The 16,172-nt window shown below is 72.1% G+C and carries 15 protein-coding genes; 7 read left to right on the top strand and 8 right to left on the bottom strand.

The genetic code is table 11. From position 1 onward, the window contains the following. Nucleotides 1-95: 95 nt before the first annotated feature. Together MKW14_RS15990 and MKW14_RS15995 are read right to left on the bottom strand one after the other, a co-directional pair. Entirely contained in the window at nt 96-1,514 is a 1,419-nt protein-coding gene (locus MKW14_RS15990) for a HEAT repeat domain-containing protein (protein WP_240863220.1), read from the bottom strand. Between the two features lie 302 nt (nt 1,515-1,816). Further along, a complete protein-coding gene (locus MKW14_RS15995) occupies nt 1,817-2,209 on the bottom strand; it encodes an ankyrin repeat domain-containing protein (protein ID WP_240863221.1) in 393 nt (130 codons plus the stop codon). Between the two features lie 260 nt (nt 2,210-2,469). Between MKW14_RS15995 and MKW14_RS16000 the strand changes: the two genes are divergently transcribed. After that, nucleotides 2,470-2,664: a hypothetical protein gene (locus MKW14_RS16000; protein ID WP_058926570.1), complete on the top strand. Its 195-nt coding sequence runs from the start codon at nt 2,470-2,472 to the stop codon at nt 2,662-2,664. A 40-nt stretch (nt 2,665-2,704) separates the two neighbouring features. After that, complete coding sequence (locus tag MKW14_RS16005; RefSeq protein WP_240863222.1) at nt 2,705-4,312, top strand: ATP-binding protein; 1,608 nt, start codon at nt 2,705-2,707, stop codon at nt 4,310-4,312. Nucleotides 4,313-5,075: 763 nt separating this feature from the next. On the opposite strand, the gene MKW14_RS16010 is transcribed toward MKW14_RS16005, so the two are convergent. Then, complete coding sequence (locus MKW14_RS16010; protein WP_240863223.1) at nt 5,076-6,575, bottom strand: SCO1417 family PLP biosynthesis transcription factor; 1,500 nt, start codon at nt 6,573-6,575, stop codon at nt 5,076-5,078. A 99-nt stretch (nt 6,576-6,674) separates the two neighbouring features. Here MKW14_RS16010 and yczE point away from each other — a divergent pair, with 99 nt between their 5' ends. From yczE to MKW14_RS16030, 4 genes are all read left to right on the top strand, one after another. Next, entirely contained in the window at nt 6,675-7,340 is a 666-nt protein-coding gene (gene yczE / locus MKW14_RS16015) for a membrane protein YczE (RefSeq protein ID WP_240863224.1), read from the top strand. Continuing rightward, on the top strand, nt 7,337-8,113 hold the full coding sequence (locus MKW14_RS16020; protein WP_208782128.1) for a glycerophosphodiester phosphodiesterase family protein: 777 nt from the start codon (nt 7,337-7,339) through the stop codon (nt 8,111-8,113). Before yczE ends, MKW14_RS16020 begins: the two co-directional genes overlap by 4 nt. Before the next feature lie 58 nt (nt 8,114-8,171). After that, nucleotides 8,172-9,506 carry an MFS transporter gene (locus tag MKW14_RS16025; RefSeq protein WP_240863225.1) on the top strand — a complete coding sequence of 445 codons (1,335 nt, stop codon included), beginning with the start codon at nt 8,172-8,174 and terminating at the stop codon, nt 9,504-9,506. A 267-nt stretch (nt 9,507-9,773) separates the two neighbouring features. Continuing rightward, complete coding sequence (locus tag MKW14_RS16030) at nt 9,774-10,148, top strand: RNA polymerase-binding protein RbpA (RefSeq protein WP_003977404.1); 375 nt, start codon at nt 9,774-9,776, stop codon at nt 10,146-10,148. A gap of 98 nt (nt 10,149-10,246) precedes the next feature. Here MKW14_RS16030 and fxsA read toward each other — a convergent pair whose 3' ends face one another. The 4 genes from fxsA to MKW14_RS16050 form a co-directional block, all read right to left on the bottom strand. Then, complete coding sequence (gene fxsA / locus MKW14_RS16035; RefSeq protein ID WP_240863226.1) at nt 10,247-10,807, bottom strand: FxsA family membrane protein; 561 nt, start codon at nt 10,805-10,807, stop codon at nt 10,247-10,249. A gap of 80 nt (nt 10,808-10,887) precedes the next feature. Then, complete coding sequence (locus MKW14_RS16040) at nt 10,888-11,682, bottom strand: polyprenol monophosphomannose synthase (RefSeq protein WP_240863227.1); 795 nt, start codon at nt 11,680-11,682, stop codon at nt 10,888-10,890. A 570-nt stretch (nt 11,683-12,252) separates the two neighbouring features. After that, nucleotides 12,253-13,854, bottom strand: a complete 1,602-nt coding sequence (locus tag MKW14_RS16045; protein ID WP_240863228.1) for an amidohydrolase — start codon at nt 13,852-13,854, stop codon at nt 12,253-12,255. A gap of 58 nt (nt 13,855-13,912) precedes the next feature. Continuing rightward, nucleotides 13,913-14,353: an Lrp/AsnC family transcriptional regulator gene (locus MKW14_RS16050; protein WP_020138156.1), complete on the bottom strand. Its 441-nt coding sequence runs from the start codon at nt 14,351-14,353 to the stop codon at nt 13,913-13,915. A 268-nt stretch (nt 14,354-14,621) separates the two neighbouring features. Here MKW14_RS16050 and MKW14_RS16055 point away from each other — a divergent pair, with 268 nt between their 5' ends. After that, nucleotides 14,622-15,059, top strand: coding sequence for a hypothetical protein (locus MKW14_RS16055; RefSeq protein WP_240863229.1), 438 nt, complete (start codon nt 14,622-14,624; stop codon nt 15,057-15,059). Nucleotides 15,060-15,069: 10 nt separating this feature from the next. Here MKW14_RS16055 and MKW14_RS16060 read toward each other — a convergent pair whose 3' ends face one another. Next, nucleotides 15,070-16,164 (bottom strand): phosphotransferase family protein, encoded by a 1,095-nt coding sequence (locus MKW14_RS16060; RefSeq protein WP_240863230.1) that lies wholly within the window; start codon nt 16,162-16,164, stop codon nt 15,070-15,072. Nucleotides 16,165-16,172: the final 8 nt, after the last annotated feature.

A 16,172-nucleotide genomic window follows, 5' to 3' on the forward strand; every position in this document is an offset into this window, starting at 1 on the left:
GAGCAGGTCAGACCGTGTCCATGACCGTCTGACCCACGGGTCACCCGTCGTTCACCTGCCGGCCCCGAAAGGGCCCGGTGAACCTCTGCGTCTCCTCACACGGCGGGTCCGTCGGGGGCGATGCGGCTGCGTACGGCGGTCTGGACCTCGGCCTCCTCGGCCGGATCGGCGGCCAGCCTGCGGAGCTGTTCCACGACCCTGGCGTCACCGGTCTCGGCGTGCCGGGCGGCGATCTCACGGGTGGACTCCTCGCAGTCCCAGAGGCATTCCACGGCGAAGCCGGCGGGGAAGGAGGGGTCGGTGGCGGCGAGGGCGCGGGCGGCCCTGCCGCGCAGATGGGAGGAGGCGGTCTCGCGGTAGATGTGGCGCAGGACGGGAGCGGCGCAGACGATGCCGAGCCGTCCGGTGCCGTCGACGAGGGTCCACAGGGTCGGGGCGTCGGGTCCCTCGCCCCGTACGGCCTCCCGCAGCGCCCCCAGGACGAGGTCCTTGTCCTCGGTGCCGCCCCGGCAGGCGAGCATGCGCCCGGCCGCGGCGCCCAGGGCGTCGGGCCGGTGGGCCCAGCCGCGCGCGCGGTCGACGGCGGCGATGCTGCGCATCCGTTCGAAGGCGTCGACGGCGGCTTCCACGACGACCGTCGGCCCGGTGGTCACGGCGCCCTCGATCAGGTCGAGGGCGCTGGGATCATTGCTGTCGGCGAGGTAGCGCAGGGCGGTGCAGCGGGCTCCGTCGCTGCCGTCGACGGCGGCCCGCAGGATCTCGGGACGGTCCTCGGGGCCGGCGACGGCGACGAGACAGCGGGCGGCGGGGACGTGCAGCGCGGCACCGCGCTCGACGCCCTGCTGGGCCCACTCGAACACCGCTTGGACGCTCCACCCCGGACGGGGCCCGGTTGGTCGCATCTGGCGTTGCCATCGGTCGAAGCAGCCGGCCTCCTGGGCGGCACGCACGCGTGTGGCGATCGATTCGCGGGAGTCCTCCGCCCACAGCCGCCAGGGCCGTGGCTCAAAAGCGTCGCGTACGGCGGCGGCCAGCTCGGCCTCGCCCTCGGCGTCGGTGGCGAAGCGGGCGAGCACGGGCGTGGCGAGGGCCCGTAGGCCGGCGTCGTCGTCGCGCAGCGCCAGCTCGTCCAGGGCCCAGGCCCAGTTGGAGCCGCTCGCGGCGTACCTGCGCAGCAGCGCGAGCGCGTCCAGCCGGCCGTAGGAGGCGAGGTGGCCGAGGACGGCCAGGGCCAGGCCGGTGCGGGACTCCTCGGTGTCGAAGGCGTCCTCGACGTCGAAGAGGTGCGCCTCGATCTCGTCCAGCTCGCCGTTCAGGTCGAGGTAGAGACGGGCGTAGTACAGGGAGCGGTTCTCCACCTGCCAGTCGTGGCGGGGGTCGCGCAGCACGCAGTGGTTCAGGGCCGCGAGCGCCTCGGCGCGCGGGGCGGTGAGAGCGTGCAGCGTGCCGTCGCCGCGGCCCCGCTGGAGCAGGCCGAGCAGCGTACCGCTGGGCGCTATGACCGGTTCGAACATGGGAAACAGCCTCACATCAAGCGTCGACGCAACCGGGGGTCCTGCTTCACCTGGCCGCGTGACAACACGTCGGGGCGCCCGCCGTTTCCTGCTTGCTGTAGACCATCTTCCTCTGCCTCTCGTCAGTGGGCCCGTGCGGACCGCATCACGGTCCGCGCGGTGCGGCAACCTCTGCCCAGCCATCGCGTCCGTGAATCACGACGTCATGATGACTCGGCACTTCGACCTGCCGCGACCGAAATTTCGGCGGCCCTGTACCGCCTCCCCCGTTTTCTGTGTTTTCGCTGGTCAGAACATGCGTATCAGTGTGCGCCGAACAATTCGAGCAGATCTGTCTTGCCGAACATCCGGGCGGTGTCGACGGCCGACGGAGTCCCCAGGGAGGGGTCGGCGCCACCCTCCAGAAGGACCTTGATGACGTCCGTCTCACCCTTGAAGACGGCACCGGCGAGCGGGGTCTGACCCCGGTCGTTGACCTCGTCGGCGGGGGCGCCCCGGTCGAGCAGCGCGCGGACCGCCTCGGCGTGGCCGTGATAGGCGGCGAGCATCACGAGCGAGTCGCCCCGGTCGTTGGTGAGGCTGGCGGGAACACCCGCGTCGACGTACGCCACGAGCGCCTCGGTGCGCCCCTGCCGGGCCAGATCGAAGATCTTGGTCGCCAGCTCCACGACCGCCGGGTCGGGGGCTTCAGTCATCGGCCGGACCGCCTCTCATACAACCGTTCAGGTGAATCGCAAGGGTACTGGTTGTCGCCGCACATGGCCCGAAGCGCCGGAGGTAAAGATCACCACAGACCCGGTCGGACGCAAGTGTCCTGCTCAACCGGCCCTGGACAGCTCGGCCGAACTGGGGAAATCCACCAGATTTCACCCAGTTGCACCTTTTATCGTATGGATACATGCTGTGATCCTGGAAGTACTCATGGTGACTGTCCCCACGAACCAGGAGATCCCAAATGATCCTGTCCATCTCAGGCGTGGTCCTGCTCGGCATCGTCGTGTTCCTCTTCTTCCGCAAGGACGGCCTGAAGGCGTCGCACGCGATGGTCTCGGCCCTCTTCGGCTTCTACCTGTCGAGCACGGCGATCGCACCGAGCATCAAGGCCGGCGGCGAGAGCCTGGCCAGCCTGCTCGGCGGCATCAAGTTCTGACGCCGCCCGTCCCGTCCGTACGCACCATCAGGAGACAGCCGTGGCCCGCCGCCCCCTCCCTCGCATCCTGAGCACAGGCCGCGCGCAGATCGCCCGGAGCCGGGAGCTGGCCCGGACGGCGGCCGACAGCGCCACCGACGTCCTCCATCCGCTGATCACGATCACGCGCGGTCTGCGTCGGCTGGCGGGGGCCGGGCGGCGCAGATGGGTCGAGACCCCCAAGGACAAGCGCGGACCGGTGCTGTTCCTGGTGGCGTCGGTGGTCCTGGTCGTGGCGCTCGTGCCGTACGGCCCGCTGCTCGCCGCCATCGTGGTGATGGCGGCGGCGGCCTGGCAGGGCCGCGACCGCGAACCGCCCGCTCCGGACGGCCCCGACGAGTCGCGCACAGAGCGCCTCAAGTCGCTCTACGAGGCCCTGGTGCCGTACTTCTCGACCCCGGAGGACCCCGCCCCCCTCTACGCCCACGGCGGCGAGTGGGAGAAGGCCTTCCCGACCTACGAGTTCGACGAGTCCGGCCGGGTCACCGAGCTCGTGATCCGCTACCCCGCGTACTTCCCGGACGGCGAGGCCGGGGCCCGCGCGCGGATCGAGCAGCTGCTGCACGCCAAGTCGGGCCGCGGCCGCGAGTACCGCTTCGCCTGGGACGAGGAGGGCAACCAGCTCACGGTCACCGTCCTGTCCCCGCTGCCCACCGGCCTGTGCGCCCAGCGCTTCGTCACGGCACCGGGCGAGACGGTCCTCGGCTTCACCGACCCCTCCCAGGTCCAGCGCACGCTCCCCCTCACCTACGGTGAGGAACAGCGCGACGTCCCGCCGGTCGTCTGGCGCACCGGCGTCCGTTCCACCGAGCCGCACCTGCTGGTGATGGGCCAGCCGGGCAGCGGCACCTCCACCCTGCTGCGCTCCATCGCCCTGCAGGCCCTGCAGCACGGCGACATCGTCGTCGTCGACGGGGGCGGCACCGGCGAGTACGCGTGCCTGACCGGCCGGGACGGCGTACTGGCCGTCGAGTGCGGGCTGGCCGGGGCGCTGGCCAGCCTCGAATGGGCCGCCACCGAGACGGAGCGCCGGCTGATCGCCGCCAACCGCGCCCGTCAGGCGGGGCACCCGCCGCCGGAGGACACGAGGCGCCCGCTGTGGATCCTGCTGGACCACCCCACGGCCTTCAGCCACCTCGCCGCCGCGGACGGCCGCAAGGACCCGCAGGCCCTGCTCCAGGTCCCGCTCCGGCACGGCCGCGCCGCCAACGTCACGGTGGTGGTGGCCGACCAGTTCGACAACACGGACACGCTGACCGACGCGGTACGGCAGCACACACGCGCGCGTGTCGTGCTCGGACCGGCGACGGCCGGGCAGCTGGAGGCGGTGCTGGGCGCACCGCCGCACACGACGCCGGTCGCCGACGTCCCGCCCGGCCGCGGCTACGCGCGCCTGGGCGCCGGACCGGTGCACCGGCTCCAGGTCCCCGCCACTCCGGACCCCTACGACGACGCGACCAGCGAAGCGGACCGGCAGGCGGTGCTGGCCCTCCTGCCCCGGCGAACCGCCCCCGCCGACGCGGAGGGGATGGCAGCCGACGGGATCGAGGCCGAGGTGGTCGAGACGGAAGCGGCGACCGCGAAGGCCGTGGCAGCCGAGACGTCCTAGACCCCGGCGTCGCAGCGAGCGCGGGCGGCCGCCGGATCCCCCGCGCCGACTCCCGACGAACCCCGGTCACCCGGCGGCGCGGGCGGGAGCTACCTGCCCTGCGCCGACCACCGACAGCCCCGTCATGGGTGCATGCCACTCCCCGCACCGGCCGCCGGCAGACCCCGTCCCCGCCGCCACGAACCGACGCCACCCCTCCGCACAGATCGGCGACCAAACCCCCATCACCCGCCACCGCGGACAGGTGCCACTCCCAATCCGGCTGACGACAGACCCGACACCCACCGGCACGAGTGGATCCCACTCCCCCGCACCGGCCGACAGCACGCCCCGTCACCGGCGCCACTCCTCCACACAGATCGGCAACCGAATCCCCCATCACCCGCCACCGCGGACAGGTGCCACTCCCAATCCGGCTGACGACAGACCCGACACCCACCGGCACGAGTGGATGCCACTCCCCCCGCACCGGCCGACAGCACGCCCCGTCACCGGCGCCACTCCTCCGCACAGATCGGCAACCGAACCCCCATCACCCGCCACCGCGGACAGGTGCCACTCCCGATCCCGCTGGCGACAGACCCGACACCCACCGGCACGAGTGGATGCCACTCCCCCGCACCGGCCGCCAGCAGACCCCGTCCCCGCCGCCACGAACCGACGCCACCCCTCCCGCACCAGCCGGCGGCCGAACCCCATCACCAGCCCACCGCGGGCGGGTGTCACCCCCGCGCCGGTCGGCGGCAGACCCCCGTCACCCCGGCTACGCCACAAACGTCCTCGGTGTCTCCCCGCCGCCGGAGGCCCCCGTCTCCACCAGCTTCGCGGCCGCGGCCAGCCTTGCCGCCGCCTCGTCGGCCACCGCGCCGCCGACGGTGAAAGGCAGCCGCACGTACCCCTCGAAGGCGCCGTCGACCCCGAAACGCGGGCCGGAGGGGACCCGTACGCCGACCCGCTCCCCCGCCTCCGCCAAGCGGGACCCGGACAGACCCCCCGTGCGGACCCACAGCGTGAGCCCGCCCCGGGGTACCTCGAACTCCCAGTCCGGCAGCTCCCGCCGTACCGCCGCGACGAGGGCGTCCCGGTTCTCCCGGGCCTGCCCCCGGCGGATGTCGACCGCCTCGGCCCAGCCGCCCGTGTTGAAGAGCCAGTTCACCGCCAGCTGCTCCAGCACCGGCGTTCCCAGATCCGCGTAAGCCCGCGCGGCGACCAGGCTGCGGATCACGTCGGGGGCCGCGCGCACCCAGCCGATGCGCATGCCCGCCCAGAACGCCTTGCTGGCCGAGCCGACGGTGATGACGCTGGACCCGGCAGGGTCGAAGGCGCACACCGGCCGTGGCATCTCGACGTCCTCATCCAGCCACAGCTCGCTCATCGTCTCGTCCGCGATCAGCACCGTCCCCGCCGACCGGGCCGCCTCCACCAGCTGCCGCCGCTGGTTCTCGCCCGCGAGCGCGCCGGTGGGGTTGTGGAAGTCGGCGACGATGTAGGCGAGCCGCGGTGCCGCGTCACGCAGCACCTGACGCCAGCGGTCCAGATCCCAGCCTTCGAGCCCCTCGGCCATCGCGACCGGCACCAGCCGCGCCCCCGCCTCCCGCATCAGCTGCAGGATGTTGGCGTACGAGGGCGATTCGACGGCGATCCGCTCGCCGCGGCCCGCGAAGAGATGGCAGATCGCGTCGATGGCGCCCATGGCGCCCGTCGTGACCATGATCTGCTCAGGCATCGTCGGGATCCCGCGCGCGGTGTAGCGGTCGGCGATCATCGAACGCAGGGCTGGGAGTCCCGCCGGATAGTCGCCGTGGGTGTGGGCGTACGGCGGCAGTTCCTCCAGCGCGCCCTGCACGGCCCGGGTCAGCCACGGCTCGGGAGCGGGCAGCGCCGCGCAGCCCAGGTCGATCATCGAGCCGAGAGCCTCGGGGGGCAGCGGTTCCAGCCCGCGCGCGGGGAGCGGATTTCCCGCCGGTACGGCCGTCCAGCTGCCCGCGCCGCGCCTCGACTCCAGGAAGCCCTCGGTGCGCAGCGCCTCGTAGGCCGCGGCGACCGTCGTACGGCTCACGGACAGGGCGAGGGCCAGTTCTCGCTCGGCGGGCAGACGTGCGGCCACCGGGACGCGGCCCTCCAGCACCAGCAGCCGGATGCCGTCGGCCAGCGCCCGGTAGGCGGGCGGGCGGCGGGTGCCGGGGCCGGCCGGGCGGTCCTGCTGGGAGTTGAGCAGCCGAGCGAGCTGCGCGGCGCCCATCGCCGACGTCCAATGGGCCATGGGAATCAGTCCACCTTCCTCGAATTGGCCATGGATGATGCTTCCACCCACGCCCCAGGGTGACATGCACCAGGCCACTCCGACCACAGGGGGTACGACTTGAGGTCCGCGAAGTCCACGAAGGACCGTCCCGGGCGGCGCCTGATCCAGCTCTACGCCGGACTCGTCCTGTACGGCGTGAGTTCCGCGCTGCTCGTCGAGGCGGGCCTGGGCCTGGAACCCTGGGGCGTGCTGCACCAGGGGCTGGCCCGGCGCACCGGGCTGACGATCGGCGTCGTGTCGATCATCGTCGGCGCGGCGGTGCTGCTCCTGTGGATCCCCCTGCGTCAGCGTCCGGGCCTCGGCACGGTCTCCAACGTCTTCGTCGTCGGCCTCGCCATGGACGGCACCCTCGACCTCGTGCCCGACGTGCGCTCGCTGCTCGTGCGGATCCCGCTCCTCGGGGCCGGCGTCCTGCTCAACGGTGTCGCCACCGGTCTCTACATCTCCGCCCGCTTCGGGCCGGGTCCGCGGGACGGTCTGATGACGGGCCTGCACCGCCGTACCGGACGGTCGATCCGGCTGATGCGGACGGGGATCGAGGTGGCGGTCGTGGCCACCGGATTCGCCCTGGGCGGCACGGTCGGAGTCGGGACGGTCCTGTACGCGCTCTCCATCGGCCCGCTCGCCCAGCTCTTCCTGCGGGTGTTCGACGTCCCCGCGGCATCCGGCGGCAGCACGGTCGTTGCCGAAGGGCAACCGGAGGGAGCGATACTGCGACGGTGACCTCCCGGATACGCCACCCCTATCTCGACCATCCCGGCCCGATCGCCTTCGCTCACCGGGGCGGGGCCGCGGACGGTCTGGAGAACACCGTGCTGCAGTTCCGGCGGGCGGTGCAGACGGGCTACCGGTACATCGAGACCGATGTGCACACCACGGCGGACGGCAGGCTGGTCGCCTTCCACGACGCGACACTCGACCGGGTGACGGACGGAGCCGGGCGCATAGCCGATCTGCCGTGGAAGGAAGTGAGCCACGCGCGCGTGGCGGGCAAGGAGCCGGTGCCGCTCTTCGAGGAGCTGCTGGAGACCTTCCCCGAGGTGCGCTGGAACGTCGACCTCAAGGCCGAGGCCTCGCTCCACCCCTTCCTGGAGCTCGTCGAACGCGCCAACGCCTGGGACCGCGTCTGTGTCGGCTCCTTCTCCGAGGCACGGGTGATCCGCGCCCAGCGGCTGGCCGGGCCGCGCCTGGCGACCTCGTACGGCACCAGGGGCGTACTCAATCTGCGGCTGCGCTCCTGGGGTGTGCCGGCCGCGCTGCGCCGCTCCGCGGTGGCGGCCCAGGTGCCCGAGGCGCAGTCCGGCATCCAGGTCGTCGACCACCGCTTCGTCCGCGCCGCCCACGCGCGCGGGCTGCAGGTGCACGTGTGGACCATCAACGAGGCCGACCGGATGCACCGGCTGCTGGACCTGGGAGTCGATGGCATCATGACCGATCACATCGACACGTTGCGCAAGGTCATGGAGGACCGCGGCGTCTGGGTGCCCCACACCTGACCGCCCCGCACCACCGCCCCCTTGGCACGGCACCTTCGGCGGGGAAGCGAGGGCACGGGTGAGCACCGACACCGTGCGGGCGGAAGCCATCGGCCTGCGGCGCGAGCAGCGCGGCTGGTACTTCTACGACTGGGCCTGCTCCGTCTACTCGACGAGCGTGCTCACCGTGTTCCTGGGCCCCTGTCTGACGTCGGTCGCCAAGGCGGCGGCCGATGCCGACGGATACGTCCATCCGCTCGGGATCCCGGTCCGGGCCGGGTCGTTCTTCGCGTACTGCGTGTCCGCGTCCGTGATCGTGTCGATCCTGGTGATGCCGCTGGTGGGCGCCGCCGCCGACCGCACGGGACGCAAGAAGCCGTTGCTCGCCGCCTGCGCCTACGTGGGGGCGGCGGCCACGACCGGCCTGTTCTTCCTGTCCGGGGACCGCTATCTGCTGGGCGGGCTGCTGCTGATCGTCGCCAACTCCTCCGTCGCCGTCTCGATGGTCGTCTACAACTCCTATCTGCCGCAGATCGCCCCGCCCGAGGACCGCGACCGGGTCTCCTCGCGCGGCTGGGCCTTCGGCTACGCGGCCGGTTCGTCGATGCTGATCGTCAACCTGGTGCTGTTCACGGCACACGACTCCTTCGGCCTGACCGAGTCGACGGCCGTCCGCATCTGCCTGGCCTCCGCGGGCCTGTGGTGGGGCGCGTTCACCCTCGTACCGCTCAGGCGACTGCGCGACCGCCGTACGACCGCCGCGGCACCCGCCGTCCACGGCTGGCGGCAGCTCGCGTCCACCGTCCGGGACATGCGCACCAAGCCCCTCACCCTCTCCTTCCTGCTGGCCTACCTCATCTACAACGACGGCATCCAGACCGTGATCTCGCAGGCGTCGGTGTACGGCTCCGAGGAGCTCGGGCTGAGCCAGTCCACGCTGATCACGGCGGTGCTGATGGTCCAGGTGCTGGCGGTCGCGGGGGCGCTCGGGATGGGGCGGCTGGCGCGCACGCACGGGGCCAAGCGCACGATCCTCGGCTCGCTGGTGGCGTGGACGGTGACGCTGGCGGCCGGGTACTTCCTGCCGGCCGGGGCGCCGGTGTGGTTCTTCGTCCTGGCGGCCGGCATCGGACTGGTGCTCGGCGGCAGCCAGGCCCTGTCCCGTTCCCTGTTCTCGCATCTGGTCCCGCCGGGCAAGGAGGCCGAGTACTTCTCGGCGTACGAGATGAGCGATCGGGGTATGAGCTGGCTCCGTCCGCTTCTGTTCGGGATCACCTACCAGCTGACCGGAAGTTATCGGGACGCGATCATCTCGCTCGTGGCCTTCTTCGTCATCGGATTCGCCCTGCTCGCACGGGTTCCGGTGCGGCAGGCGATCAACGACGCGGGGAATCCCGTTCCCGAGAGGATTTAGCGTCGGCGGCGAAAGGGCTGTAGTGTACGCGTTTGGCCTGCCAGGCGTACCGTTACTGCGCGTCAAAGATGACGAAACGCTGGGTGACATCTGCTAGCAGATGTGACAAACCGGGCGACGGTGGGTACAACAAGGGGCGGCTACGACGGCGACGCATGACCCGGAACGGGACTCGGAACGGGAATCTTTACCGCCGACCGGACGTTGACCGGATGACGACGACAGCGACACCTGTCCTGTGGGCGACAAGCCCGGGAGGCACGATTCATGAGTGAGCGAGCTCTTCGCGGCACGCGCCTCGTGGTGACCAGCTACGAGACGGACCGCGGCATCGACCTGGCACCGCGCCAGGCCGTGGAGTACGCATGCGAGAAGGGGCACCGCTTCGAGATGCCCTTCTCGGTCGAGGCGGAGATCCCGCCGGAGTGGGAGTGCAAGGTCTGCGGGGCCCAGGCACTCCTCGTCGATGGCGACGGCCCGGAAGAGAAGAAGGCCAAGCCCGCGCGTACGCACTGGGACATGCTGATGGAGCGGCGCACCCGCGAGGAACTCGAAGAGGTCCTCGAGGAGCGTCTGGCCGTTCTGCGTTCGGGGGCGATGAACATCGCCGTCCATCCGCGGGACAGCCGCAAGTCGGCCTAGTCCCTCCCAGGGCCGGGCGCACGACAACGAAACACACGACTGCGGGCGCCCCACGTGAGTTCACGTGGGGCGCCCGCAGTCGTGTGTTCACGGCGCGCTCAGCGCGTCAGCGGCGGGCGCGGTCCCTGCGGAGCGTCACCGCGCGGCTCGTCGTCCCGGACGACCTCGCCCTGGACGACCTTGCCGTCGGGGCGGTGGATGCGGACCTGCTGGAATGCGTCGCCGAAGCTGCCCGGGGCGGCCTCGCGCAGCTTGCGGTCGAAGGTGCGCTCCGCGCTGCGGCTGAGGGCCTTCTGGACCGGCGGGACGAGCAGAAGCAGGCCCACCGCGTCCGAGATCAGACCGGGGATCATGAGCAGCAGGCCGCCCAGCATCAGCAGGCCGTTGCCACCGCCGCGCTGTGGGGTTCCGCCGCGCTGCAGCGCCTCGTTGAGGTTCTGGAAGGCACGCCGGCCCGCCTTCTTGATCACCGCGCCGCCGAGCACGAACCCGGCGAGCAGCAGCAGGAACACCACGAACCCGCTCGACGCCCCGGCGACCACGGTCAGCAGCCAGATCTCCAGCACCAGCCAGACCGCGACGCCGAGCGGCAGGAAGGTACGCAGCCGGGAGCGCCGGGGCCGGGCGGGATACGTGGGGGTCGGAGCACCAGTCGTCATGCGTCCAGTGTGCCTGGCCCCGGCTCAGAGCGGGATAAACGAACGATCAGGCAGGCCCGCCAGCCGTACGCCCGTGGCGATCAGGCCTTCTTCTCGCGGCCCAGGACCCTGGCGACCCGCTCGGAGGCGCCCCACGCGGTGACCCGCCACAGGGCCTCGACGAGGATGTCGCGGCTCATCTTGGAGTCGCCCAGCTCGCGCTCGACGAAGGTGATGGGGACCTCGACGACGTGGTAGCCGGCCTTGACCGCGCGCCGGGCGAGGTCAACCTGGAAGCAGTAGCCCTGCGAGGCGACCTGGTCGAGGCCGAGACCCTCCAGGGTCTCGCGGCGGAAGGCGCGGTAGCCGCCGGTGATGTCACGCAGCGGCAGGTCGAGGGCCAGGCGGGAGTAGAGGCTGCCACCGCGGGAGATGAACTCGCGGGACTTGGGCCAGTTCACCACGCGGCCGCCGGGGACCCAGCGGGAACCGAGGACCAGGTCGGCGCTCTTGAGGGCGATGAGCAGCCGGGGCAGTTCCTCGGGCTGGTGGGAGCCGTCCGCGTCCATCTCGACGATGACGCCGTAGTCGTGGTCCAGGCCCCAGCGGAAGCCCGCGAGGTAGGCGGCGCCCAGGCCCTCCTTGCCCTTGCGGTGCATGACGTGGACGTGATCGTCCTCGGCGGCCAGCTCGTCGGCGAGCTTGCCGGTGCCGTCAGGGCTGTTGTCGTCGGCCACGAGGACGTGCGCCTCGGGAACGGACTTGCGGACCCTGCCGACGATCTTCTTGATGTTCTCCGCCTCGTTGTAGGTCGGGATGATCACCAAGGCCGTGCCGAGCGGGCCGAACTGCCTCTTGCCGGCCTGTGCCGCGAGGGTTCCGTCGCCGTCGTTCACTGCTGCCCCTTCGTGTCCGTACGCAGGACGTCCACCATAGTGGCCGCGGCCTGCGCAGACGTGACAGGACGTTCGTATGGTGGTGTCGATTCCACAAGAGTGGGGTAAGAGTGCCCTTTCAGGCCTTTTGCCCCCGTGGCGTCCTCGCATGCCTGGCAGGGACATGCTGCGGATGGGGGCCCGGCGCCCTTCGGGCCGACCTGGGACCCGCTGGCTGCGGGTCGACCGAAAGCCGTTGTCTACTGAACGACCGGGCCCCACCCGGGTCACACCTCCCCGACCGGCCCGAACGTTCCCTCGCCGCGTCGCGGGCGCTGAGCCTGGCTCCCAGTGGCGGTGCCCCGGTGCGGCACACCGTCCCTGACCCAGCGGCGCCGCGGGCGAGTGCGCGGAAGTTCCCCGGTAGGGCGTCCGGTGGTGGACTCGGCCGAACCTATCGGCCCCGTGCGGCCGCCTGTCAACAGCCGTTTGACCTGCGGCTATTCGATCAACGACCTGGTCAGCGGGGCGCAGGCGCAGGTCGCGCGACGAGGCCCGGGGCCCCGTTCGGACCTGCGCCACCCCGGGAGATCACTCGCCCGGCCGTACGAACACCGTCCGCCCCCCGACCACCGTCCGCAGACAGACGGGCAGGTCACGGCCCGGGGTGAGGTCGGGCAGGCCCGGGGTGCCGGAGCGGGGATCGGTGGACCAGCGGGCGACCCGGTCGTCGGGGGCCTGCACGACCAGTTCGTCGGTACGCCAAACGGCGTAGTCGGCCGGCGCGCCCGGGACGAGCACGCCCGCGTCGTCACGGCCGATGGCGCGCCAGCCGCCGCGTGTGTGGGCGGTGAAGGCGGCGCGCACGGAGACACGGTGCTCCGGCGTGCGGTGGAAGGCGGCCGCGCGGACCGTGCCCCAGGGATCGAGCGGGGTGACCGGGCTGTCGGAGCCGAAGGCGAGGGGTACCCCGGCCCGCAGCAGGGCGGCGAAGGGATTGAGTGTGCGGGCCCGCTCCGTGCCCAGCCGCTGGGCGTACAGGCCGTCCTCGCCGCCCCACAGGGCGTCGAAGGCGGGCTGCACCGAGGCGGTCAGGCCGAGTTCGGCGAAGGCGGAGATCGTCTCCGGCGTCAGCATCTCGGCGTGCTCGACGCGGTGGCGGGCGGCGCGGATCCGGGCGAGGCCCAGCTTCTCGGCGGCGGCCCGGACCCCGTCGACCACGGCGGTCACGGCCGCGTCGCCGATCGCGTGGAAGCCCCCCTGGAGGCCGGCCTCGGTGCAGGCGACGACATGGGCGGCGACGGCGGCCGCGTCGAGGTAGGCGGCGCCCGTGTGGTCGGCGTCGGTGTACGGCCGGTGCAGACAGGCGGTGTGGGAGCCGAGGGCACCGTCGACGAAGAGGTCTCCGGCCGCGCCGGCCGCTCCCAGCTCGCGGGCCTTCTCCACGTCCTGTTCGGCCCAGTAGCCGACCACCCGGGGTGCCGGCTCCTCGGCGGCGAGCCGCAGCAGACCGGTGAAGTCGCCCTCGGAGGAGATCTCGGGCCCACCGCACTCGTGGACCGAGCCGATGCCGAGGGAGGCCGCGCGGGCGAGGGCCGCGCGCTGCGCCTCGGCGCGCTGCCGCGGCGTCACGGCTGCGAACGCGGCCGCGCGGACGGCGTGGTGGGCATCGGCGGTGAGCGGTCCGTCGGGGGCGCCGAGCCCCTGGACCAGGTCCAGCAGGGCCGTGGCCACCACCGCCGAGTGGACGTCGATCCGGCTCAGATACAGAGGACGCCCCCCGGTGGCCTCGTCCAGCTCCGCGCGCGTCGGCGGCCGTCCGCCTGGCCACCGTGAGGCGTCCCAGCCGTGCCCGAGCAGGACCCGGTCCTCGGGCCGACCTGCGGCGAACTCGCGTACGAGAGCGAGGGCCGCCTCCAGGGTGGGCGCACCGGACAGATCCAGGCCGGTGAGCGCGAGCCCGGTGGAGGTGGTGTGCACATGGGCGTCGGTGAAGGCGGGGGTGACGAGGGCGCCGTCGAGATCGACCACGTCGTCGACCCCGTCCGCGAAGGCGTCGGCGGCCCCTTCGGATCCGACCCAGGCGACCTGTCCGGCCTCCACGACCATCGCGGTCGCGAAGGGGTCGGCGGGGCTGTGGACCTCGCCGCGGCGGAGGAGGACGGTGCTGGGCTCGGGGCTGCGCTCGCTCATGGGGACAGTCTCCCGTGCCCCCGCGCGCACGCCGCACACGGGGGCGGCGCCCGCGCGGTCAGATCCTCGGCGGACGGGCCTCGTAGGGCGTGGAGAGAACCACCGTCGTCCGTGTGGAGACCCCGGCCAGCGTGCGCAGCCGGGCCAGCAGCTCCTCCAGCTCGTGGGGGGTGGCCACCCGGACCTTGAGGATGTAGTTCTCGTCGCCCGCGACGCTGTGGCACGCCTCGATCTCGGGAACGCCGGCGAGGCGTTCCGCGATGTCGTCCGGCGCGCTGGGGTCGAAGGGTTTCACCGAGATGAACGCGGTCATGGGCAGCCCGACGGCCTCGGGGTCGACCACCGCGGCATAGCCGCGGATGACGCCACGCTGTTCCAGCCGCCGCACCCGCTGGTGCACGGCCGACGTGGACAGGCCCGTGGCCTTGCCCAGGTCTGTGTAGCTCATCCGCCCGTCCTTGACGAGCAGCTGCACGATCTGACGGTCCAGCTCCTCCATGCGGCAGAACCTACAGTGCGGGTGATCTCCTCGGATACCTGAGCAGCCCAGGTCATACCCGGTTTGTGATGTGGGCGAGAGCGGTCTGTGAGCCGTTCGGGCGACAGACGGTCCGCCAGGGGCACCTGCGAGCGGCATGTGACGAACGCCACATACGCCGAGACATCTCCGTGATGTTCTCGTGATTACCTCCGAGAGCGGACGGGAAGTGCTTGCTGTGGTCGAGGCCGCAGCGCCTTCACGGCCCCAGCCCAAGGGGGAGTTATCCATGCAGAGTCTCAAGCGCCCTGGTCGCACCGCGTCCAAGCGGCTCCAGCCGGTCGTCGAGCCCGAGCCGGAGGGCGTCGAACCCGACGCCTACGACGACGAGGAACTCGACGCGTACGACACCTTCGAGATGTACCGGGTGGTCTGCCCGGACTGCGCGCAGCCCATCGCCCTGCTGGCCGACGAGGAGGTCCTGCCGGAGCACGCGCTGTGCGCCTCGCCGTGGAACCCGTTCGGCCTGACGGTCTGTGCCGGCACGGGCCGCAGGGCCGCCGAGGCCCGCTCCGCGGACGACTCCGCCGAGGCCCAGGAGCAGGACACCGCCCTGCTGTTGACGCTCCCTCAGGGGCTCGACTGGCGGACGCAGCCGTTCTCGCACGTCGGCGGCCCGGGCTCGCGCCCGATGCGCGTGCCGGTGATGCGCCGTCAGGCCGCCTGAACCGCCTCGCTCAGTCCCAGTAGCTGCCCTGCACCATGGCTCGCAGGCTGCCGTGGTGCAGGATCAGTGTGTCCGGGTCCGCCGGGACGGCCGCCTCGCCGAAATGCACCTGCCGGTAGGCGATGCGCAGCATCACGATGGCGTGCCGCAGGGCCGCGTACAGGGTGTGGAAGTCCATGTCGCGCGGTGTGTGACCGGTGAGTTCGGCGTAGCGGGCCTCGACGCGGTCGCGGCGCAGGAAGTCCGGCAGTCCGGGCTGGCCGAAGGCGACCGTCAGGTCCTGGAAGAAGCGGTGCAGGTAGACGGTCCAGCCGAGGTCGACCTCGCGCGGGGCCAGGGCCGCCATCTCCCAGTCGAGGACGGCGGCGGGCTCGAAGCCGTCGTAGACGACGTTCCCGATGCGTGCGTCACCCCAGTTGAGGACCGGCGTGCCCGGATCCTCGGGCCAGAGGTCCTCCAGGCGCTCGAACGCGGCCTCGATGAGCGGTGAGCGGGCGTGTCCGTCCACCACCCAGTCGTAGTAGGCGCGTTGGGCGATGACATGGCGGCGCAGCGTGTCGCCGTCGCCGGGCAGGGCGAGGAACTCGGCCGCCTCCGGCGGCACTTGGTCGTGCAGCCGGGCCAGGAGTCCGACCGAGGCCGCCTCCAGCCGCTCGCGCTCGGCGTCGCTCGCCGCGTGCAGCCAGTTGCCCTGGTAGGTGTACGGCATCACGTCCGGCGGCACGCGCCCCGCGACCCGCTCCATCACGAAGAACGGCGCCCCGAGCGGGCCGGGGTCCTCCTCCAGCCACAGCACCTTCGGCACGGGCAGGTCGGTGTGCTCGGCCACGACGCGCATCGTGCGGTACTGGCGCGGCATGTCGTACACCGGGAAGACGGTGTACGCCGCCGGGTCCGCCGCCAGCCTCAGGGCGCAGGAGACGACCGGCGGGCGGGGGTGCTCGATGTCGAAGAGCAGGGTCTCGCTGGACAGTCCGTTGGATTCGGGGACGCTGACGCCGACCGCCTTGGCACCGGGCAGCCGGGTGCCGAGCCAGGCGGTGAGGCGACGGGCGAGCTCCTCCGGGTCCCGGGTGGTGGTGCGGGGGCGGGGTGCCGTGGCCATGTCGTGAA

It is taken from the genome of Streptomyces gilvus (assembly GCF_022513565.1).
In the GTDB taxonomy this organism is placed as follows: domain Bacteria; phylum Actinomycetota; class Actinomycetes; order Streptomycetales; family Streptomycetaceae; genus Streptomyces; species Streptomyces gilvus.